Below are 18935 nucleotides of genomic sequence, written 5' to 3' on the forward strand. Positions count from 1 at the left end.
AGCGTCGACGCAAAGCGGTGCCCTGCCAGACGGCACCGGTAAACTCCGGACAAAACAAGACGGGCACCCGAAGGTGCCCGTCGTGGGTCGATCCGTCGTCGGCGACGGGATCAGAAGTCGTGGCGCATGCCGATCGACAGCCAGCTGGTGTCGTACTGCGTGGCCTTATCGGCGCCGGCGTTGGTCTGGTCGGCGTATTCAACCCACAGGCGGGTGCGCTTGCTCAGGTTGTACTGGTAGCCGAGCTTCCAGACGTCGGTGTCATCAGCCTTGGTGTCGTGGTCATAGGACGAGTAACCGGCACGCACGACATTGTTGCCGAAAGTGTACTCACCGATGACGTCCCACACGGACGGATCGACTTCACTGCCATTGACGTTGTCGGAACCGTTGTCACGGGCGCTGTAGGTCGCCGCAACACGGAAATCCGCGAATTTGTAACCGGCGCCAGCGGTCCACTGGGTGTAGTCCAGCGCCTTGAAGTCACGATACGACGCACCAACTTCGAACCCGCCCAGCGTGTAGCCGGCAGCGATGTCGTAGGCATCGATGTCTTCACGGTTGGTGCTGCTGTTCTGGCCGTTGCCGTTCATGACGACAGCGCCAGCAGCCTGGAAGCCGGAGAAGTTCGGCGTGATGTAGGCCAGCACGTCGCTGACACGGTCGCCGCCGCCGCTGGTACCGGTGTTGTCATTGGTCAGGGAGCTCAAACGATTCCAGCCGATGCTGGTATCGAGCGCGCTGGAAGAGTTGAACACGTCAGTCAGGCGACCAACGAACAGATACGGCGCCGACCACATGCGACCAAGCTGGACGGTACCGAAACCACCAGTCAGGCCGAGGTAGCTCAGGCGCTGATTGAACGGGTTGCCGGAGCTGTTGCCGTCGATGTTGACACCAAATTCATACGTGTAGATGGCCTTCAGACCGCCACCCAGATCCTCTGAACCCTTGACACCCAGGCGCGAGGACTCGTTCTTGACGTCCCAGTTGCTCTTGCCCTTGTCCGGATCGGTGTAGGTCACACCGGCACGGGCGGAACCGTACAGCGTCGTTTCAGCATGCGCAGCGGCGGTGGCCGCGAGAGCACCAGCAACAGCCAGCGCGATTAGCTTCTTGTCCATGGAAATGCTCCCCGATCATGTTTGCATTAGAACAACAAAGCGGCTTGTTGTGCTTCGTTAGTGTGCTTTATATACACAGCGCGGCTAGAAAGCAACGTTTAGTAGCGATAAAAATACACACGTAGCTTTTCTGCAACAAAGTTCGGGCACGTACGGCTGTCTCGACGCATCAAACAAAAAAAGGGCGCCCGAAGGCGCCCTTTTCTGGTGAAGCAAGTAAATCAGAAGTCGTGACGCATACCGATCGACAGCCAGCTGGTGTCGTACTGCGAGCTCTTCACGGAGCCGGCATTGGACTCGTCAGCGTACTCAACCCACAGGCGGGTGCGCTTGCTCAGGTTGTACTGGTAGCCGAGCTTCCACTCGTCGGTGTCATCAGCCTTGGTATCGTGGTCATACGAAGAATAACCGGCACGGATGACATTGTTGCCGAAGGTGTATTCGGCAAGAGCTTCCCACACGGACGGATCAGTTTCCTTGCCGTTGACGTTGTCGGAACCGTTGTCACGGGCGCTGTAGGTCGCCGCAACACGGAAATCGCCAAACTTGTAGCCGGCACCGGCGGTCCACTGGGTGTAGTCCAGCGCCTTGAAGTCACGATACGACGCACCGACCTGCAGGCCGCCCATCGTGTAACCGGCAGCGATGTCATAGGCATCGATGTCTTCGCGGTTGGTGCTGCTGTTCTGGCCGTCACCATTCATGACAACTGCCGCAGCGCCTGAAAAGCCAGAGAAATTCGGCGTGATGTAGGCCACCACGTCGCTGACACGGTCAGCACCGTTGATGGTGCCGGTATTGCCGTTGATCGTTGAGTTCAAACGATCCCAGCCGATGTTCGTGCCACCAGCGCTGGCGGAGTTGAACACATCAGTCAGGCTACCGACATACACGTACGGAGCCGACCACATGCGACCGATCTGGACGGTACCGAAACCACCAGTCAGGCCGACATAGCTCAGGCGCTGATTGAACGGGTTGCCGGTGCTGCTGCCGTCGATGTTGACGCCGAACTCATACGTATAAATGGCCTTCAGACCACCACCCAGGTCTTCCGAACCCTTGACACCCAGGCGCGAGGCTTCGTTCTTGACGTCCCAGTTGCTCTTGCCCTTGTCCGGATCGGTATAGGTCACGCCGGCACGGGCGGAACCATACAGCGTTGTCTCGGCGTGAGCAGCAGAGGCCGCTACGAGGGCGCTGGCAACGGCCAGTGCAACGAGATTCTTATTCATGGATTGCACTCCCAGATGGTGTTGTATTTTTACAACAAAGCAAATTATTGCGCTTCGTTGAAGGGCTTTATATACATGCATCATCCAAAAAGCAACGCCAAGTCGCAAAAAAAATACATCAGTGTCTTTGTTGCAACACAGCATGCAATCGTAAATTTCCCTGCTGCGCAAAAAGAAAGGGCGCCGCAGGCGCCCTTTCCATGGTCCGACTGAAAAAGTCTAAGCAGATAATTGCTTAGAAGTCGTGCCGCATACCGACAGTGAAGTACTTGCCGCCTTCGTCGTCGAAGCTGCCGACATAGTACGGCTGGTCGCTGTCGACGTACTCGACATAAGCCATCGTACGCTTGCTCAGGCGGTGCTCGAAGCCGACGCCCCACGTATCCATGTTGTCGTTATACACCTTGTCCCAGTCGAAGCGGCCCCAGGTGGCACGAACCGTATCGTTCGCCGTCACGTCGTAGCCGAGGACGACACCGTAGCCCTGGATGTTACCGAGCTCGGACTTGTCGAAGTCAGTGTATTCATACGAGAAGCCGCCGGTGAAACCACCGATGGTGTAGCTGCCGCCGATACCGTAGTGGTTGAACTTGGCACCGAACACGTTATCGACAGAGGCCACCGCAGCGCCGCCATCCGGCTGGTACGAATACGACAGACCGATGTTCAGACCGCCGTTGCTGTAGCCCAGGCCCATTTCGAACGCGTCGAGGTCTTCGCGGTTCGAGTTGACGCTCGGATACTTATTGTTCTGGCCATTGCCGTTCATGATCACCGCGGCAGCAGCGGAGAAACCGCTGAAGTCCGGGGTGACATAGGCGAGGGCATCGCTGACGCGCTGATTCTCAGAGGTCAGCGAGTAGGGGTTGGTGATGTTGCCGTTGAAAATGTCGGTGTACTGGCTGACGTACAGGTAGGCCGGACGGTACTGGCGACCGATCGTCACGCTACCGAAACCGCCCTTCAAGCCGACGAAGCTCAGGCGCTGGCTGAACGGGCTACCGTCGCTCGAACCGTCGATCTTGACGCCGAACTCGTACTGATAGATGGCGCTCAGGCCACCACCCAGGTCCTCAGAACCCTTCACGCCGAGACGCGAGGCCTGGTTGGCGACGTCCCACGACGACAGGTCGCTGTCACCCTTGCCCTGGGTGTATTCGACGCCGGCACGGGCAGAACCGTAGAGGGTGGTCTCGGCCTGGGCAGCGGTAGCGGCCAGGGCACCGAGAACGGCGAGGGCGAGCATGCTCTTGTTCATGGAAGGCTCCTTTATGAAGACGCTTGAGGCGTGACCGCAACAGCGGTGTTGGGAGAATTTATACGCTGCCGCAGCGCAACATGCAAGCAAGTTTACAACAAAATTTCAGCAATCTGTTGCGGTACTGCAACGCTCAAGCGATGACAAAGCCGATGAGAGACCGCTACTTGTCAGCTTCATGACAAACAGCAGCAGGTTTCATTGCCGATCACCCACGAATCAGCGTGCCGACACCCTCGTCGGTAAACAGCTCCACCAGCACCGAATGGGGAACGCGCCCATCGAGGATCAACGAGGTTTTCACGCCACCGCGTACGGCATCGAGCGCACAGCGGACCTTTGGCAACATGCCGCCATAGATCGTGCCGTCGGCGATCAGTTCATCGACCTGCCGGGCCGACATGCCGGTCAGCAGGTTGCCCTCTTTATCGAGAATGCCGCTGATGTTGGTGAGCAGCATGAACTTCTCGGCCTTGAGGGCTTCAGCCACTTTGCCCGCGACGGTATCGGCATTGATGTTGTAGGCCCGGCCGTTCGGCCCGACGCCGGTCGGCGCGATGACCGGGATGAAATCGCCGGCGACGAGCATCTGGATGATCGATGCATCGATCGATTCGACCTCACCGACATGGCCCAGGTCGATGATTTCCGGCGTATTCATCTCCGGTGTCTTGCGGCTGTAGGCCAGTTTGCGGGCGCGGATCAAGTCTGCGTCCTTGCCGGTCAGACCGACCGCCTTGCCGCCGTGCTTGTTGATCAGGCTGACGATCTGCTTGTTGACCAGGCCGCCAAGCACCATTTCGACAACGTCCATGGTCTCGGCGTCGGTCACCCGCAGGCCGTCGACGAAACGGCTTTCCTTGCCCAGGGCTTTGAGCAGTGTGCCGATCTGCGGACCGCCGCCGTGCACGACGACCGGGTTGATGCCGACGGTCTTCATCAGCACGACATCACGCGCGAAGCTCGACTGAACCTCCTCGCTCTCCATCGCGTTGCCACCGAACTTGATGACGATGGTCTTGCCGTAATAGCGCTGAATGTAGGGCAGGGCTTCGGTGAGGATATGGGCGACCTTCATCGCCGCGTCGGTTGTCAGGGGCATCGGCCACCTCTCGAAAATTTACTCAGGAAGCTTCAGGGACGGGTCGAGTTGCGCCAGAGCAACAGCGAGACGCGCCTTGATCGCTGCCAGTGTATCCGCATCACCGGCTTCGGCACGCAGCACCAGACAGGGTTCAGTGTTGGATGCCCGCAACAGTCCCCAGCCGTCGGACCATTCGACGCGCAGGCCGTCGATCGTGACCACCCGGGCGTCAGGCCAGTGCAGCTCTGCCAGGGCCCGCTCGACCAGCGCGTGCGGCGCCGCGCACGCCACCCGCAGCTCCGGTGTGGCGACACCGGTACGGTAATCGGCGAACAGCGCGCTGGCGCTGCGCCCGTCCCGCGCCAGCAGATCGACGAGGCGCAAGCCGGCATACAACGCGTCATCGATGCCGAACCAGTCGGCAAAACACAGATGACCGCTGAATTCGCCGGCAAAGGGCGCATCCAGCTCACGGCGACGCGCCTTGATCAGGCTGTGACCGGTCCGCCACAGCTCGGGGCACCCGCCGCATTCGCGCACCTGCTGGGCCAGTCGCGCCGAACATTTCACATCGAACACGATCGGCGCGCCCGGATGGCAGCGCAGCACCGCGCAGGCCAGCGCCATCATCACCCGGTCCGGCCAGATGATTTCACCGTCATCGGTGACGACGCCGAGGCGATCAGCGTCGCCGTCGAATGCCAGGCCCAGCGCCGCGCCGGTTTCGACGACACGCTGCTGCAGCAAGGCCAGATTCGCCGGCACCAGCGGGTCCGGGTGATGCACCGGAAAGCTGCCATCGACCTCACAGCACACTTCGACGACCTCGCAGCCGAGCCGGCGCAGCGCCGCCGGCGCCGTCAGCGCGGCGACGCCGCTGCCGGCATCGACGACGACTTTCAACGGCTTGGCCAGTGCAAAACCGGCGACCAGCCGATCAAGGTACTCCGGCAGGCACTCCAGCGGCCGTTCACGGCCGCGGCCGACGGCGTAATCCCGCGCCTCGATGCGCCGGCGCAGACTTTGAATCGCCTCGCCATACAGCGCTGCACCGTCGAAGACGATCTTGAAGCCATTGTCGGCCGGCGGGTTGTGCGAGCCGGTGACCATCACACCGGCCCCCTGCCCGCTCAGCTGCGCGGCGACATACAGCGCCGGCGTCGTCAGCATGCCGGCGTCGTAGACGTCGACCCCGCTGGCCATCAGCCCTTCACGCAACCCCGTCGCCAAACTCGGACTGGAGCGGCGGCCATCGCGGCCGACGACGATCAGACCGACGCCACGCGCCTGCGCCTCGCTGCCGATGGCCTGGCCGAGTTCATAGGCGAAGCCGGCGTTGAGCTCGCTGCCGGCCCGACCACGGATGTCATAAGCCCGGAACACATGCTCCATCAGTGCCGCCCCGAATGGCCGAAGCCACCGCTGCCGCGCGCCGAGTCGGCGAACTCATCGACGATCTCGAAATGCGCCTGCACCACCGGCACGATGACCATCTGTGCGATGCGCTCGCCGACTTCGACGGTGAAGGCTTCCCGGCCGCGATTCCACACCGAGACGAACAACTGCCCCTGGTAGTCGGAATCGATCAGGCCGACCAGATTGCCGAGCACGATGCCGTGCTTGTGGCCGAGGCCGGAGCGCGGCAGCAGCACCGCGGCGAGCCCCGGATCGCCGATATGCAGCGCAAAGCCGGTCGGGATCAGCACCGTGGCGCCCGGCTCGATGCACAGCGGTGCTTCAAGTGCGGCGCGCAGATCCATGCCGGCGGAGCCAGCGGTGGCATAGCCCGGCAGCGGAATATCCCGCCCCAGGCGCGGATCGAGCAGTTTGATCTGCAGTGTATGCATGAGGATTACCGCTCAGGCGCCGTGGCTGGCGTGATAACGTTCAATGATGACGTCGAGCAGCGCATTGGCGAGCTCACGCTTGCCCTGCCGCGGCAGCTCGACGCCACCGGCGTCCCACAGCACATGCAAGGCATTGTCGTCCGCCTCGAAGCCCTTGCCGCCGCCGACTTCGTTGGCGCAGATCAGGTCGAGGCGTTTGCGCTGCAGCTTGTCGCGCGCGTAGGCGATGACGTCGTGTGTTTCCGCCGCGAAGCCGACACAGAACGGGCGCCGTTCGCTGAGTGCGGCGACGCTCGCCAGGATGTCGGGATTGCGCACCAGCTCGATGCTGAGCGTCTCAGCGCTCTTTTTCAGCTTGCGCTCGGCCGGCTCGGCAGCCCGGTAGTCGGCGACGGCGGCGGTGGCGATGAACAGGTCGTGAGCCGGTGCCTGCTGCATCACCGCGGCATGCATCTGCGCCGCCGTCTCGACGTCGATGCGCGCCGCGCCGGGCGGCGTCGGCAGGTTCACCGGGCCGGCGACCAGCGTCACCTGCGCACCGGCCGCCAGGCAGGCTTCGGCGATCGCAAACCCCTGCTGGCCGGTCGAGCGGTTGGTGATGAAACGCACCGGATCGAGCGGCTCGCGGGTCGGCCCGGCAGTGATCAGCACCCGATGACCGACCAGACGATCATCGCGCGCAAAATGCTCGATGACGCGCGCACGCAGTTCGAGCGCTTCGAGCATGCGCCCGGCGCCGACTTCACCGCAGGCCTGGTCGCCGCTGCCCGGCCCCCAGATCAACACGCCGCGCGCGCGCAGCTGCTCGACGTTGGCCTGCGTCGCCGCGTGCGCCCACATCTGCCGATTCATCGCCGGCGCCACCGCCAGCGGCCGGTCGCTGGCCAGACACAGCGTGCTCAGCAGATCGTTGGCGAGACCGGCGGCCAGGCGCGCCAGCACGTCGGCAGACGCGGGGGCGATCAGCACCAGGTCGGCCCAGCGCGCCAGTTCGATGTGGCTCATGCCGGCCTCGGCAGCCGGATCGAGCAGATCGACGCTGACCGCGCGCCCGGACACTGCCTGGAAAGTCAGCGGTGCGACGAAACTCGTTGCCGCCGGCGTCATCACCACATGCACCTCGGCACCGGCTTCACGCAGGCGGCGCACGAGATCGGCACTTTTATAGGCGGCAATGCCGCCGCTCACGCCGAGCAACACCCGACGGTTGGCGAGTACGGACACGGGAAAGCTCCTTGGCTTGTGGCCGTCGGCTGACGGCACTCAGGGCAGGCGATACCCCAGATGCAGCAGATGCAGGTTCATGCCGGAATTGTCGCCGGCGAGACCGGCATTGGAGAGATGCTGAAAGCGGTAACCGATATCGAAGGCTTGGTGCTGGCCGAACGTCACACCGAAACCGATGTGATCGCCGAACTGGAAACTCTCACCGAACTTGCGCTGATCGTTCAGCCGCGTATTCGACAGAAAGTGCAAGCCGACGCCGAGCTCGGCATACGGCGAGATGCCGTCCTGATGCGTTTGCTGCAGGCGGAACACCGGTGTCAGGCCGACCTCGGTGATGTCCTTGTGCCCCGGCTTGTCCTGCGTCGACCACCAGCGCCCCAGCTCCGCCTCCCAGTAGCCACCGAGATACCAGTCACCGTCGGCGAACCAGCGCGACTGCCAGTCCCAGGTCGCACCGATGCGGGTGACGCCACGCAGATTGTCGCCACCACCCAGCTCCACCACCACGCGATCCACCGCCATCGCCGAACCGCTGAGTGTCAGCGTCATCCCCAACAGCAGGGCACGCCAGCCGGCCTGCCTTCGCTTTCGCATGTGATCTCCTCCGCAGTCGCCATGTTTTGGATGAGTCATCCTACCCGACCTGTTCGACGATTCAGCGCGCACACGGAGGTTGAGCTGCATGTCGATCCGAGACTGGCCTGAAAGCGAGCGCCCGCGCGAGAAACTGCTTGAACGCGGGCCGCACGCCTTATCCGATGCTGAACTGCTCGCCATTTTCCTGCGCACCGGCCTGCCGGGGCGCAGCGCGGTGGACCTCGCCCGCGACCTGCTCAGCGAGTTCGGCGGTTTGCGCCCCCTGCTCGAAGCCGACCTCGCCCGCTTCAGTCGCGGCCCCGGGCTGGGCACCGCGAAATACGTGCAGCTGCAGGCCGTCATGGAACTCGCCCGCCGCCACATGGAGGCCGAACTGTGCCGCGGCGAGACCTTCAGCAGCGTCTCGGCGACGCGCCGCTATCTGTCCGCGCGCCTGCGCCATCAACCGCACGAGGTCTTCGCAGTGCTGTTTCTCGACACGCGCCACCGCATGATCGCCTACGAAGAGCTGTTCTTCGGCACCATCGACGGCACGTCGGTGCATCCGCGCCAGGTCGTCAAGCGCGCACTGCACCACAATGCCGCCGCCGTCATCCTCGCCCACAATCATCCGTCCGGCGTCGCCGAACCGAGCCTGGCCGACGAAACCATCACCCAGCGCCTGCGCGATGCGCTGGCGCTGGTCGATGTCCGCGTGCTCGATCACTGCATCATCGGCGACACGCAGGTCACCTCGTTTGCTGAACGCGGCCTGCTGTGAGCGGGCATCCGCCGCGCATCCGCTTGTTTCGTCGACGGCTCTCTGCTATAAAGCCTGCCCTTTCGCGGCCCAACGGGCAGTCGTCCGTTGCGTGCCCGTACCGAACGCAGAAAGACGAGGTGCGCACGTCGGTGCGGTGCAGTCCATGCGGCAGACGCATGGAAAACGCCACCGAGGCAGGCAGCTCGTCCACCATGGACGCCCTGGGCGTCCGCTCAAGCAGAATTGAACGGAGGTTTTTCCCATGTCCAGAGTCTGTGAGGTGACGGGCAAGCGTCCGACCACCGGCAACAACGTCTCGCACGCCAACAACAAGACCCGTCGCCGTTTCCTGCCGAACCTGCACGAGCACCGCTTCTGGGTCGAGAGCGAGAACCGCTTCGTGCGGTTGCGCGTCTCGTCGGCCGGCATGCGTGTGATCGACAAGCGCGGCATCGACGCCGTGCTCGCCGAAATCCGCGCCCGCGGCAGCAACGTCTGAGGAGCCCGCCACCATGCGTGACAAGATCAAGCTCGTTTCGTCGGCCGGCACCGGCCACTTCTACACCACGACGAAGAACAAGCGCACGATGCCGGAAAAGATGGAAATCAAGAAGTTCGATCCGGTAGTGCGCAAGCACGTCGTCTACAAGGAAGCGAAGATCAAGTAAGCGATCTTCACCTCCCGGAAAAAGCCCGCCTTGCGCGGGTTTTTTCTTGCCTGTGATTCAAGCGTTCCGTGACTGAGAGGAGATCGCCCGCCGTGCCCGAACTTCCGGAAGTCGAAACCACGCGCCGCGGCATCGCCCCTCACCTGCTCGGCCACGTCATCGAACGCGTCATCGTCCGCGAACCCCGGCTGCGCTGGCCGGTGACGGCGGCGTTCAGCGACGGGCTGCAGGGGCGGGTCATCGAACGTGTCGAGCGCCGCGGCAAATACCTGCTGCTGAGCAACGCCGCCGGCACCGCGCTGCTGCACCTGGGCATGTCCGGTTCGCTGCGCGTGCTAGCAGCCGATGCGCCGCCTGGCAAGCACGATCATCTCGATCTCGTTCTCGATAATGAACGCTGTCTGCGCCTCACCGATCCGCGCCGTTTTGGTGCAGCGCTGTGGGCTGGCGCACAGCCGCTCACCCACCCGCTGCTGGCGGCGCTCGGTCCGGAACCGCTGGAAACGGACTTCACCGCCAAGTATCTGCACGCCCGCGCCGCCGGACGCAGCACCCCGATCAAACCCTTCCTGATGGACAGCCACGTCGTCGTCGGCGTCGGCAACATCTATGCATCGGAATCGCTGTTCATGGCCAGCATCGACCCGCGCCGCGCGGCCGGACGCATCTCGCTCGAACGCTGCGCCCGCCTGGTGAGCGCCATACGCGAAGTGCTGCTGGCCGCCATCGAACAGGGGGGAACGACCTTGCGTGATTTCGTCGGCAGCGAGGGCAAGCCGGGGTATTTCCGCCAGCGCCTGCAGGTCTACGATTGCGCCGGCCAGCCCTGCCCGCGCTGCGGCACCAGCGTGGTGCAATTGCGCCAGGCGCAGCGCTCGACCTATTTTTGCCCGCACTGCCAGCGCTGACCGCTGCCTTTTTCGCTTGCCGCGAGGCGCGCTGATGCAGCTTGGAGAGCCGTCAAATTCGTGTATTTTAGCTTCGATATCGTTGTAATTCCGGCCGGTATTCCGCTTGCCGGCGCTTCCCCAACCGTTCGCTTTGCGGATCTGTAGCGATCACCGTGGACGCCGCCGCCCAGGATGGAGCCGCGCGCCCTTCAACGCTTTCGCTGCCAGGGATCATGAGCGAGCACGTCATCGAGCTTAAGAACGTCACCAAGGCCTACGGCAAACAGACGGTACTGCACGGCATCGACCTGCAGGTTCGCCGCGGTGAATTCCTCACGCTGCTCGGCCCTTCCGGCTGCGGCAAGACCACGATCCTGCGGCTGCTGGCCGGCTTCGAATCCGCCAGTAGCGGTCAGGTCATCATCGACGGCCAGGACGTTTCGGCTTCGCCGCCGGAAGATCGTCACGTCAACACCGTGTTTCAGAGCTACGCACTGTTTCCGCACATGACGGTGTTCGACAACGTCGCCTTCGGCCCCAAGATCCGCGGCGTCAAGGGGCCGGAGCTGGAAGCCGCTGTCATGGAGGCGCTGCGCACAGTCAAACTCGACGGCTTTGCCCAGCGCCTGCCGGCGCAACTCTCCGGCGGCCAGCAGCAGCGTGTGGCAATCGCCCGCGCGCTGGTCAACAAGCCACTGGTGCTGCTGCTCGACGAATCGCTGTCGGCACTCGACTACAAGCTGCGCAAGGCCATGCAGATCGAGCTCAAGCAGCTGCAGCGCCAGCTCGGCATCACCTTCGTCTTCGTCACCCACGATCAGGAAGAAGCGCTGTCGATGTCGGATCGCATCGTGGTGATGAATACCGGGCGCATCCAGCAGATCGGCTCACCGCGCGAGGTCTACGAAACGCCGAACAATCTGTTCGTCGCCAAGTTCGTCGGTGAAATCAACACGCTGGTCGGCAGCGTCAAGGCCGTCCACGGTGAAGGCAAGTACGACATCGACCTGTCCGGTCACGTGATCGATCTTGAGGCCCGGCGCAGCTTCGTTGCCGGCCAGGAAGTCAGCGTGCTGATCCGCCCCGAGGATCTGCGCATCTGGCGCGAGGGCGAAGGCACCGCCGAGGACCTCGCCGATCTGTTCCCGGCGACTGTCGAGGAGGTCATCTACAAGGGCACCACCGTCGATCTGATCGTGCGCCTGTGCGAGACCGATGAGCTGCTGTCGACAACGCAGTTCTTCAACGAGGACGATGCCTCGGGCAGCCTGCTCGACTACCGCATCGGCGAGCGCGTCCATGTCGACTGGGTGCACGGCTGGGAGGTCACCCTCCCCCATGACTGACAAGACCGTGTTCAAGCGTTTCGCCATCGGCATCATCGCCATCTGGCTGGTGCTGTTCGCGCTGGTGCCCAACCTGATGGTCATCATCGCCAGCTTCATGACCCAGGGCGAGAGCGAGTTCATCGTCTGGACACCGAGCATCAGCAGCTATCAGCGCATGCTCGATCCGCTGTATCTGCAGGTGTTCTGGAACTCATTCTACCTGTCGGCCTTCACCACCGTGCTGTGTCTGCTGATCGGCTATCCCTTCGCCTATCTGATCGCCCGCGCCGGCCCCAAGGCACGGCCGATCCTGCTGCTGCTGGTCATCGTGCCGTTCTGGACCAGCTCGCTGGTGCGCACCTACGCGATGATCATCATCCTCAACGCCAACGGTCTGCTCAACTCGACCCTGCTCGGGCTCGGCCTGATCAATGAGCCGCTGCAGATCCTCTACACCGACACCGCGGTCATCGCCGGCCTGGTGTACACGCTGCTGCCGTTCATGGTGCTGCCGCTGTATGCGGCAATCGAGAAGCTCGACTGGCGGCTGGTCGAGGCCGCGCGCGACCTCGGTGCGCGCAAGGTGCGCACTTTCGTCTCGGTGATCATCCCGCTGACGATGCCGGGCATCGTCGCCGGCTCGATGCTGGTGTTCCTGCCCGGCCTCGGCATGTTCTACATCGCCGACTTCCTCGGCGGCTCGAAGACCACGCTGATCGGCAACCTGATCCAGCGCCAGTTCCTGTCGGCGCGCGACTGGCCGTTCGGCTCCGCGGCCAGTGTGACGCTGACGGTGACGATGGGCGTGATGATCTGGATCTACCTGCTCAGCGCCAAGCGCGCCAACGCCAAGGTCGAGGTGTGAGATGAAAGGACTCGGCCGCTCCTCCTATCTCGCGCTGGTCTTCGGCTTTCTCTACCTGCCGATCGCGGTGCTGATCATCTATTCCTTCAACGACGCGAAGTATTCGCTGGAGTGGAAGGGGTTTACCTGGAACTGGTACCAGACGCTGTGGCAGAACGACGATCTGATCGAGGTCGCGCTGCACTCGCTGACGATCGCGCTGCTGTCGGCAACGCTGGCGACGATCGTCGGCACGCTCGGCGCCGTGGCGCTGTACCGCTACCAGTTTTCCGGCAAAAAGCTGCTCAACGGGCTGATCTTCATCCTGATCATGTCGCCCGAGATCGTCATGGGCATCTCGCTGCTGCTGCTGTTCGTCACCCTCGGCATGGATCTGGGCTTTTCCACGCTGCTGCTGTCTCATACGACGTTCTCGATCCCGTTCGTCGTCGTCACTGTGCTCAGCCGCATGAGCGGCTTTGACAAGTTCCTCATCGAGGCTGCCAAGGATCTCGGCGCCACCGAGTTTCAGACCTTCATCAAGGTGATCCTGCCGCTGCTGATGCCGGCGGTGGTCGCCGGCTGGCTGCTGTCATTCACCCTGTCGATGGATGACGTCATCATCAGTTTCTTCGTCACCGGCCCGGACTATGAAGTCCTGCCCCTCAAGGTCTATTCCATGGTGCGACTTGGCGTGAAGCCGGAAATCAACGCGCTTTCCACCGTCATGTTCGCGCTGACCCTGGTGCTCGTGCTGCTCGCGCAGTTCTTCTTGAAGGAAAAGAAATGAAGAAACTCCTGATCGCCGTTGCGCTCGCTGGCGTACTCGGCTCCGCAAATGCCGCGGAAGAAAAAGTCCTGAATCTGTACAACTGGACCGAGTACATGCCCAAGGAGGTCCTCAAGGCCTTCACCAAGGAAACCGGCATCAAGGTCAAGGAATCGAACTACGCCAGCACCGAGGAGATGTACGCCAAGCTCAAGGCGGGCGGTGGTGGTTACGATCTGGTCGTGCCCTCGACCTACTTCGTGCAGCGCATGGCGCGCGAGGGCCTGCTCGAACCCCTCGATCACACCAAGCTGCCGAACCTGAAGAACGTCGACCCGAAATTCCTCGACCAGCCCTTCGATCCGGGCAACCAGCACAGCGTGCCGTACCTGCTGTCCTCGGTCGGCATCACCGTCGACAGCGCCAAGGTCGACCCGAAGACGATCACCAGCTGGCTCGACCTGTGGAAGCCCGAATACAAGGGCAACGTGCTGCTGATGGACGTCGCCCGCGAGACCTTCGCCGTGGTGCAGAAGGCGCTCGGCTATTCGGCAAACGACACCGATCCGGCACACATCGAGGCTGCCTTCAACAAGATGAAGGAGCTGCTGCCAAGCGTGAAGCTGTTCAATGCCGAATCGCCGAAGGTCAGCTTCATCCAAGGCGAAGTCAGTGTCGGCATCACCTGGAACGGCGAAGCCTTCATGGGCCAGCAGGAAAAGAAATCGCTGACCTTCGTTTACCCGAAGGAAGGCGTGATCCTGGCGATGGACACGATGGCGATCCCGAAGGGCGCCAAGCATCCGGATAACGCCCACAAGTTCCTGAACTTCGTGATGCGCCCGGAAATCGCCGCAAAGATTTCCGAAAGCCTGGGCTACGGCACGCTGAATGCCGAAGCCATCAAACTGCTGCCGAAGGAACTGGCCAGCAACCGCATCGTTTACCCGACCGCCGACGATCTGAAGAACGCCGAGCTGCTCGAAGACATTCCGACCGAAACACAGGGACTGTATGAGAAGTACTGGTCGGAGCTGAAAACCGCGAAGTAAGCCCATGCCCGCATGAACCAAGGCCCCGCTCCGCCTCGCGCGGTTGCGGGGCCTGTGTTTTTGGTGCCAAGGCCGAGCCTGTGGTCGACCATCGTGCGACGTCCCCTGCCACGCTCGACGCCGCCCACGCTTCAAGAGAGGGGTTTACCGATGATCCGCTGGTTATCGTTGCTGCTACTCGCCGTATTCAGCATCGGCGTCCACGCCGCGGAGCGCACGCTGGTGCTCTACAACTGGGCCGAATACATGCCGAAATCGGTCCTGCGCCAGTTCACCAAGGAAACCGGCATCAAGGTCCGCTATTCGACCTACGACAACAACGAGGCGATGCTCGCCAAGCTGAAAACCGTTGAGAAATCCGGCGGCTACGACCTCGTCGTGCCGTCGAGCTACATCGTCGAGCGCATGCGCGCGCAGGACATGCTGCTGGCGCTCGACAAGTCCCAGCTGCCCAATCTGAAGAACATCGACCCGAACCTGCTCGACCAGCCCTACGATCCCGGCAACACCTACAGCGTGCCGTATCTGTGGGGCAGCAGCGGCATCGCCGTCGACACCAAGAAGATCGACCCGTCGACGATCCACGCCTGGGCCGACCTCTGGCGCCCGGAATACAAGGGCAAGCTGATGTTGCTCGACGACATGCGTGAGGTCATGGGGGTGGCGCTGCGCGTGCTCGGCTACTCGGTCAACAGCCGTGACCCGGAACAGATCCGCGCCGCCTACGCCAAGCTTGAGGAGCTGCGCCCGAGCGTGAAAGTGTTCAATGCCGAATCGCCGAAATCCGTGATGCTGTCCGGCGAAGTCGCCATCGGCCAGATGTACAACGGCGAGGCCTACATGGCCGCGCAGGAAAACCCGCGCATCCAGTTCATCTACCCGAAGGAAGGGCCGATGCTGTGGGTCGACAATCTGGTCATTCCGAAGACCGCCCGTCACGTCCCCGAGGCACATGCCTTCATCAACTTCGTGCTGCGGCCCGACATCGCCAAGACCATCGCCGAGGACATCGGCTACACCTCGCCCAACACCGCAGCCCGGGCGCTGATGTCGAAGAAACTGCGCGAAAACCGCACCGCCAATCCGACCACGGAGGACACCGCCGGCGGCGAGTTCCAGAGCGATGTCGGCGATGCGCTGTCGCTGTACGAAGAGCTGTGGTCGAAGCTCAAGACCAGCGAGTAGCACCGCCTCACGGCATCGGGGTGGCGGCCGCCTGTGCCGCCACCAGCTCAGTGCTCGCGATGCGCGGCAAAGGCCAGCCGATCGACCCAGGCCATCAGCAGCGCTGAGATGACGAACACCAGGTGGATCGCTGAATACCAGAACAGCTGGCGATCATCGTACTTGCCGATGTTCATGAACACTTTGAGCAGATGGATCGAAGACACTGCGACGATCGAGGCCGCGAGCTTGATCTTCACGGTGCCGGCGTCGACCTTGCCCAGCCAGGACGGCTTGTCCTCGCCCGCCACATCGATGCGTGAGACGAACGCCTCATAGCCGGACAGAATCACCATCACCAGCAGGTTCGCCACCAGCACGAAGTCGACAAGTCCGAGAATGCCGAGCAGCAGATCGATCTCGCTCGTCGCAAAACCGCTCTCGAACAGATGCACGATCTCCTGGATGGCCTTTGCCGAAAACAGCACCAGAATCGCTGCCAGACCGAGATAGAGCGGCACCAGCAGCCAGCGGCTGCCGAATACCAGCGTCTCGATGAAACGCTCAATCATCGCTGTACTCCTCACATCATTGCGCCAGGGCCATTAAAAAGGCCCCTGAGTAAGGGGCCTTGTCAGCGCTCAGCGCGAACACTCATCCAACCAGTCCCGACAGACGCTTGTATTTGGTCATCAGCTGTTCAGACGATTCAGCGTGCTCGGGGTCGTTCGGAATGCAATCGACCGGGCAGACCAGCCGGCACTGCGGCTCATCGAAGTGGCCTACACACTCGGTGCACAGGTTCGAGTCGATCACATAGATCTCGTCACCCTGGGAAATCGCACCATTCGGGCATTCCGGTTCGCAGACATCGCAGTTAATGCATTCGTCGGTAATCATCAGCGCCATTGCGCACGCTCCTCACGACCCATCGGGGTCATAACACTCTCGGGGGGAAATCAACTCCTGAGCAGCTTTTCGGCCAGGGCCCGATCGACGATCGGACTGACGAAGGCGGACACGTCACCACCGAATTTCGCCACCTCGCGCACCAGCGTCGAGGAAATGAAGGAGTACTGTTCAGCCGGTGTCAGAAACACTGTTTCGATCGCCGGATGCAGGCGGCGGTTCATGCTGGCGAGCTGGAATTCGTATTCGAAGTCGGACACCGCCCGCAGGCCGCGCAGGATCACGTTCACGCCGAGCTGCTTGGCGAAATTCACCAGCAGGATATCGAAGCCCATGACGTCGACGTTCGGCAGGTGGCCGACGACTTCACGCACGTGTTCGACCCGCTCTTCCAGCGAAAACATCGGTCCTTTGCCGGGGTTCGCGGCGACCGCAACGATCAGGCGGTCGAACATCCGCGCACCGCGTTCGATCAGATCCTGGTGACCGTTAGTCAGTGGATCGAAGGTTCCCGGATACAAGGCTGTGACCGTCATGCGGAGCTACCGGTGGCGGCGAAAAGGAGCCGAATTATGCTGCGAAGCACCAGACGCGTTCAAGAAGCAATGTCCTGTCGGCTCAGCAATCTGTAACGCACCTGCCCGGCCGTTTTATCACGAAGAATGCTCCAGCCGGACGGCAGTTCCAGCGGCGCCTCCGATTCCACGTACACCCGCGCATCCGCCGTCAGCCAGCCCGCTGCGCTCAGGCGCGCCAGAGCGTCGGCCACCAGCCCGCCGGCGAACGGCGGGTCGAGGAAAACGATGTGAAACGGCTGCGCCGGGACGGTGCCGGTCCAGACCAGGGCATCGGCGTGTTCGATGCGTCCGCCCGTGGCACCGAGCAGTTCGAGGTTCTGGCGGATCTGGCGCACGGCATCGGCATTACGCTCGACGAAGGTCACCTGCCCGGCGCCCCGCGACAAGGCTTCGAAGCCGAGCGCACCGCTGCCGGCGAACAGGTCCAGGCAGCGTGCGCCGGCCAGCTGCGGGGCGAGCCAGTTGAACAGCGTCTCGCGCACGCGGTCCGGTGTCGGCCGCAGGCCGTCAACATCGGGAAAACTCAGCTTGCGACCGCGAAGGCGGCCACCGATCACGCGCAGTTGATTCAATCGAGCCACGACGGGTCCGCTTCTGTGGAAGGCCGGGGTGCGATGATACGATGGCGCCCCAGCCCACCGCTCCCCTGGAAGTTCCGCGTATGACCGGCAACGCCAACGACAGCTCCTGGTTCAGCCGTCTGAAACATCGCCTGAGCCGCACCCGCCACGGCCTGACCGACGGTCTGGCCAGCCTGTTCCTCGGCCGCCGGCAGATCGACGACGAACTGTTCGAGGAGCTGGAAACGCGCCTGCTGATGGCCGATGTCGGCATCGAAGCGACCGAGCATCTGATCCGCAAGCTGACCGAGCGCGTCTCGCGCCGCCAGCTCGCCGACCCCGCCGCGCTGATGGGCGCCCTGCGCGAGGAGATGACCGCGCTGCTGACCCCCTGCCAGCAGCCGCTCGAAATTGCCGGCCACAAACCGTTCGTCGTGCTGATGGTCGGCATCAACGGTGCCGGCAAGACCACGACGATCGGCAAGCTGGCCAAGTACTACCAGCAGGCCGGTCACTCGGTGATGCTCGCCGCCGGCGACACCTTCCGCGCCGCGGCGGTCGAACAGCTGCAGGCCTGGGGAGAGCGCAATGCCGTCCCGGTCATCGCCCAGGGCAGCGGCGCCGATTCGGCCTCAGTGATCTTCGACGCCGTGCAGTCGGCTGGCGCGCGCGGCACCGATCTGCTGATCGCCGACACCGCCGGGCGCCTGCATACGCAGCACAACCTGATGGACGAGCTGAAAAAGATCCGCCGCGTCATCGGCAAGGTCGATGCCAGCGCGCCGCACGAGGTGCTGCTGGTGCTCGACGCCGGCACCGGGCAGAACGCGCTCAATCAGGCACTGCAGTTCCACGAAGCCATCGGCGTCACCGGCCTGGTGCTGACCAAGCTCGACGGCACGGCCAAAGGCGGCATCATCTTCGCGATCGCCCGCCGCCTCGGCCTGCCGATCCGCTTCATCGGCGTCGGCGAAGGCATCGAGGATCTGCGCCCGTTCGAGGCCGCGGACTTCGTCACCGCGCTGCTCGGCAGCGACGAGTAAGCGACACAAAAAACTT

General features: G+C 62.8%; 22 protein-coding genes. 10 read left to right on the forward strand and 12 right to left on the reverse strand.

Going from position 1 to position 18935, the window contains the following annotated elements; translation table 11 throughout:
- Positions 1 to 110: 110 nt before the first annotated feature.
- The 8 genes from C7443_RS03390 to C7443_RS03425 form a co-directional block, all read right to left on the reverse strand.
- Positions 111 to 1124: a porin gene (locus C7443_RS03390; RefSeq protein ID WP_110017169.1), complete on the reverse strand. Its 1014-nt coding sequence runs from the start codon at positions 1122 to 1124 to the stop codon at positions 111 to 113.
- Positions 1125 to 1345: 221 nt separating this feature from the next.
- Positions 1346 to 2359 (reverse strand): porin, encoded by a 1014-nt coding sequence (locus C7443_RS03395; protein WP_170123472.1) that lies wholly within the window; start codon positions 2357 to 2359, stop codon positions 1346 to 1348.
- 235 nt (positions 2360 to 2594) lie between these two features.
- Positions 2595 to 3617 carry a porin gene (locus C7443_RS03400; RefSeq protein ID WP_110017171.1) on the reverse strand — a complete coding sequence of 341 codons (1023 nt, stop codon included), beginning with the start codon at positions 3615 to 3617 and terminating at the stop codon, positions 2595 to 2597.
- A gap of 208 nt (positions 3618 to 3825) precedes the next feature.
- Entirely contained in the window at positions 3826 to 4719 is an 894-nt protein-coding gene (gene argB / locus C7443_RS03405; protein WP_110017172.1) for an acetylglutamate kinase, read from the reverse strand.
- Positions 4720 to 4737: 18 nt separating this feature from the next.
- Positions 4738 to 6093 carry a phosphomannomutase/phosphoglucomutase gene (locus tag C7443_RS03410; protein ID WP_110017173.1) on the reverse strand — a complete coding sequence of 452 codons (1356 nt, stop codon included), beginning with the start codon at positions 6091 to 6093 and terminating at the stop codon, positions 4738 to 4740.
- Complete coding sequence (gene dut, locus C7443_RS03415; RefSeq protein ID WP_110017174.1) at positions 6093 to 6548, reverse strand: dUTP diphosphatase; 456 nt, start codon at positions 6546 to 6548, stop codon at positions 6093 to 6095. The genes C7443_RS03410 and dut overlap by 1 nt, the downstream gene beginning before the upstream one ends.
- A gap of 12 nt (positions 6549 to 6560) precedes the next feature.
- Positions 6561 to 7772, reverse strand: coding sequence for a bifunctional phosphopantothenoylcysteine decarboxylase/phosphopantothenate--cysteine ligase CoaBC (coaBC, locus tag C7443_RS03420; protein ID WP_110017175.1), 1212 nt, complete (start codon positions 7770 to 7772; stop codon positions 6561 to 6563).
- Between the two features lie 39 nt (positions 7773 to 7811).
- Entirely contained in the window at positions 7812 to 8369 is a 558-nt protein-coding gene (locus tag C7443_RS03425; RefSeq protein WP_170123473.1) for an acyloxyacyl hydrolase, read from the reverse strand.
- Between the two features lie 88 nt (positions 8370 to 8457).
- Between C7443_RS03425 and radC the strand changes: the two genes are divergently transcribed.
- The 9 genes from radC to C7443_RS03470 all read left to right on the forward strand — a co-directional run bounded on the left by radC (position 8458) and on the right by C7443_RS03470 (position 15850).
- Positions 8458 to 9132 (forward strand): RadC family protein, encoded by a 675-nt coding sequence (gene radC / locus C7443_RS03430; RefSeq protein ID WP_110017177.1) that lies wholly within the window; start codon positions 8458 to 8460, stop codon positions 9130 to 9132.
- A 244-nt stretch (positions 9133 to 9376) separates the two neighbouring features.
- A complete protein-coding gene (gene rpmB, locus C7443_RS03435; RefSeq protein WP_110017178.1) occupies positions 9377 to 9613 on the forward strand; it encodes a 50S ribosomal protein L28 in 237 nt (78 codons plus the stop codon).
- Positions 9614 to 9626: 13 nt separating this feature from the next.
- Positions 9627 to 9782: a 50S ribosomal protein L33 gene (gene rpmG, locus C7443_RS03440; protein ID WP_110017179.1), complete on the forward strand. Its 156-nt coding sequence runs from the start codon at positions 9627 to 9629 to the stop codon at positions 9780 to 9782.
- 92 nt (positions 9783 to 9874) lie between these two features.
- Positions 9875 to 10690: a bifunctional DNA-formamidopyrimidine glycosylase/DNA-(apurinic or apyrimidinic site) lyase gene (gene mutM / locus C7443_RS03445; protein WP_110017180.1), complete on the forward strand. Its 816-nt coding sequence runs from the start codon at positions 9875 to 9877 to the stop codon at positions 10688 to 10690.
- A 215-nt stretch (positions 10691 to 10905) separates the two neighbouring features.
- The gene (potA, locus tag C7443_RS03450; protein WP_110017181.1) at positions 10906 to 12018 is read left to right on the forward strand and encodes a spermidine/putrescine ABC transporter ATP-binding protein PotA; all 1113 of its coding nucleotides are present in this window, start codon (positions 10906 to 10908) and stop codon (positions 12016 to 12018) included.
- Positions 12011 to 12865, forward strand: coding sequence for a spermidine/putrescine ABC transporter permease PotB (gene potB / locus C7443_RS03455; protein WP_110017182.1), 855 nt, complete (start codon positions 12011 to 12013; stop codon positions 12863 to 12865). Before potA ends, potB begins: the two co-directional genes overlap by 8 nt.
- A 1-nt stretch (position 12866) precedes the next feature.
- Positions 12867 to 13634 carry a spermidine/putrescine ABC transporter permease PotC gene (gene potC, locus C7443_RS03460; RefSeq protein WP_110017183.1) on the forward strand — a complete coding sequence of 256 codons (768 nt, stop codon included), beginning with the start codon at positions 12867 to 12869 and terminating at the stop codon, positions 13632 to 13634.
- The gene (locus C7443_RS03465; protein ID WP_110017184.1) at positions 13631 to 14665 is read left to right on the forward strand and encodes an ABC transporter substrate-binding protein; all 1035 of its coding nucleotides are present in this window, start codon (positions 13631 to 13633) and stop codon (positions 14663 to 14665) included. The genes potC and C7443_RS03465 overlap by 4 nt, the downstream gene beginning before the upstream one ends.
- 150 nt (positions 14666 to 14815) lie before the next feature.
- Positions 14816 to 15850 (forward strand): polyamine ABC transporter substrate-binding protein, encoded by a 1035-nt coding sequence (locus C7443_RS03470; protein ID WP_110017185.1) that lies wholly within the window; start codon positions 14816 to 14818, stop codon positions 15848 to 15850.
- A gap of 47 nt (positions 15851 to 15897) precedes the next feature.
- Here C7443_RS03470 and C7443_RS03475 read toward each other — a convergent pair whose 3' ends face one another.
- From C7443_RS03475 to rsmD, 4 genes are all read right to left on the reverse strand, one after another.
- A complete protein-coding gene (locus C7443_RS03475; protein WP_110017186.1) occupies positions 15898 to 16401 on the reverse strand; it encodes a TIGR00645 family protein in 504 nt (167 codons plus the stop codon).
- Positions 16402 to 16483: 82 nt separating this feature from the next.
- Entirely contained in the window at positions 16484 to 16738 is a 255-nt protein-coding gene (locus C7443_RS03480; RefSeq protein ID WP_110017187.1) for a YfhL family 4Fe-4S dicluster ferredoxin, read from the reverse strand.
- A 50-nt stretch (positions 16739 to 16788) separates the two neighbouring features.
- Complete coding sequence (gene coaD / locus C7443_RS03485) at positions 16789 to 17274, reverse strand: pantetheine-phosphate adenylyltransferase (RefSeq protein ID WP_110017188.1); 486 nt, start codon at positions 17272 to 17274, stop codon at positions 16789 to 16791.
- Between the two features lie 59 nt (positions 17275 to 17333).
- A complete protein-coding gene (gene rsmD, locus C7443_RS03490; protein ID WP_110017189.1) occupies positions 17334 to 17897 on the reverse strand; it encodes a 16S rRNA (guanine(966)-N(2))-methyltransferase RsmD in 564 nt (187 codons plus the stop codon).
- Between the two features lie 41 nt (positions 17898 to 17938).
- On the opposite strand from rsmD, the gene ftsY reads away from it, so the two are divergent.
- The gene (gene ftsY / locus C7443_RS03495; protein WP_110017190.1) at positions 17939 to 18919 is read left to right on the forward strand and encodes a signal recognition particle-docking protein FtsY; all 981 of its coding nucleotides are present in this window, start codon (positions 17939 to 17941) and stop codon (positions 18917 to 18919) included.
- The last annotated feature ends 16 nt before the right edge of the window (positions 18920 to 18935 follow it).

Source organism: Plasticicumulans acidivorans (assembly GCF_003182095.1).
Lineage (GTDB): Bacteria > Pseudomonadota > Gammaproteobacteria > Competibacterales > Competibacteraceae > Plasticicumulans > Plasticicumulans acidivorans.

Excerpts from the sequence above, each read along its gene's own strand:
- C7443_RS03390 (WP_110017169.1), bottom strand. The coding sequence starts at position 1,124 with ATGGACAAGAAGCTAATCGCGCTGGCTGTTGCTGGTGCTCTCGCGGCC.
- C7443_RS03395 (WP_170123472.1), bottom strand. The coding sequence starts at position 2,359 with ATGAATAAGAATCTCGTTGCACTGGCCGTTGCCAGCGCCCTCGTAGCG.
- C7443_RS03400 (WP_110017171.1), bottom strand. The coding sequence starts at position 3,617 with ATGAACAAGAGCATGCTCGCCCTCGCCGTTCTCGGTGCCCTGGCCGCT.
- argB (WP_110017172.1), bottom strand. The coding sequence starts at position 4,719 with ATGCCCCTGACAACCGACGCGGCGATGAAGGTCGCCCATATCCTCACC.
- C7443_RS03410 (WP_110017173.1), bottom strand. The coding sequence starts at position 6,093 with ATGGAGCATGTGTTCCGGGCTTATGACATCCGTGGTCGGGCCGGCAGC.
- dut (WP_110017174.1), bottom strand. The coding sequence starts at position 6,548 with ATGCATACACTGCAGATCAAACTGCTCGATCCGCGCCTGGGGCGGGAT.
- C7443_RS03425 (WP_170123473.1), bottom strand. The coding sequence starts at position 8,369 with ATGCGAAAGCGAAGGCAGGCCGGCTGGCGTGCCCTGCTGTTGGGGATG.
- radC (WP_110017177.1), top strand. The coding sequence starts at position 8,458 with ATGTCGATCCGAGACTGGCCTGAAAGCGAGCGCCCGCGCGAGAAACTG.
- rpmB (WP_110017178.1), top strand. The coding sequence starts at position 9,377 with ATGTCCAGAGTCTGTGAGGTGACGGGCAAGCGTCCGACCACCGGCAAC.
- rpmG (WP_110017179.1), top strand. The coding sequence starts at position 9,627 with ATGCGTGACAAGATCAAGCTCGTTTCGTCGGCCGGCACCGGCCACTTC.
- potA (WP_110017181.1), top strand. The coding sequence starts at position 10,906 with ATGAGCGAGCACGTCATCGAGCTTAAGAACGTCACCAAGGCCTACGGC.
- potB (WP_110017182.1), top strand. The coding sequence starts at position 12,011 with ATGACTGACAAGACCGTGTTCAAGCGTTTCGCCATCGGCATCATCGCC.
- potC (WP_110017183.1), top strand. The coding sequence starts at position 12,867 with ATGAAAGGACTCGGCCGCTCCTCCTATCTCGCGCTGGTCTTCGGCTTT.
- C7443_RS03465 (WP_110017184.1), top strand. The coding sequence starts at position 13,631 with ATGAAGAAACTCCTGATCGCCGTTGCGCTCGCTGGCGTACTCGGCTCC.
- C7443_RS03470 (WP_110017185.1), top strand. The coding sequence starts at position 14,816 with ATGATCCGCTGGTTATCGTTGCTGCTACTCGCCGTATTCAGCATCGGC.
- C7443_RS03475 (WP_110017186.1), bottom strand. The coding sequence starts at position 16,401 with ATGATTGAGCGTTTCATCGAGACGCTGGTATTCGGCAGCCGCTGGCTG.
- C7443_RS03480 (WP_110017187.1), bottom strand. The coding sequence starts at position 16,738 with ATGGCGCTGATGATTACCGACGAATGCATTAACTGCGATGTCTGCGAA.
- coaD (WP_110017188.1), bottom strand. The coding sequence starts at position 17,274 with ATGACGGTCACAGCCTTGTATCCGGGAACCTTCGATCCACTGACTAAC.
- ftsY (WP_110017190.1), top strand. The coding sequence starts at position 17,939 with ATGGCGCCCCAGCCCACCGCTCCCCTGGAAGTTCCGCGTATGACCGGC.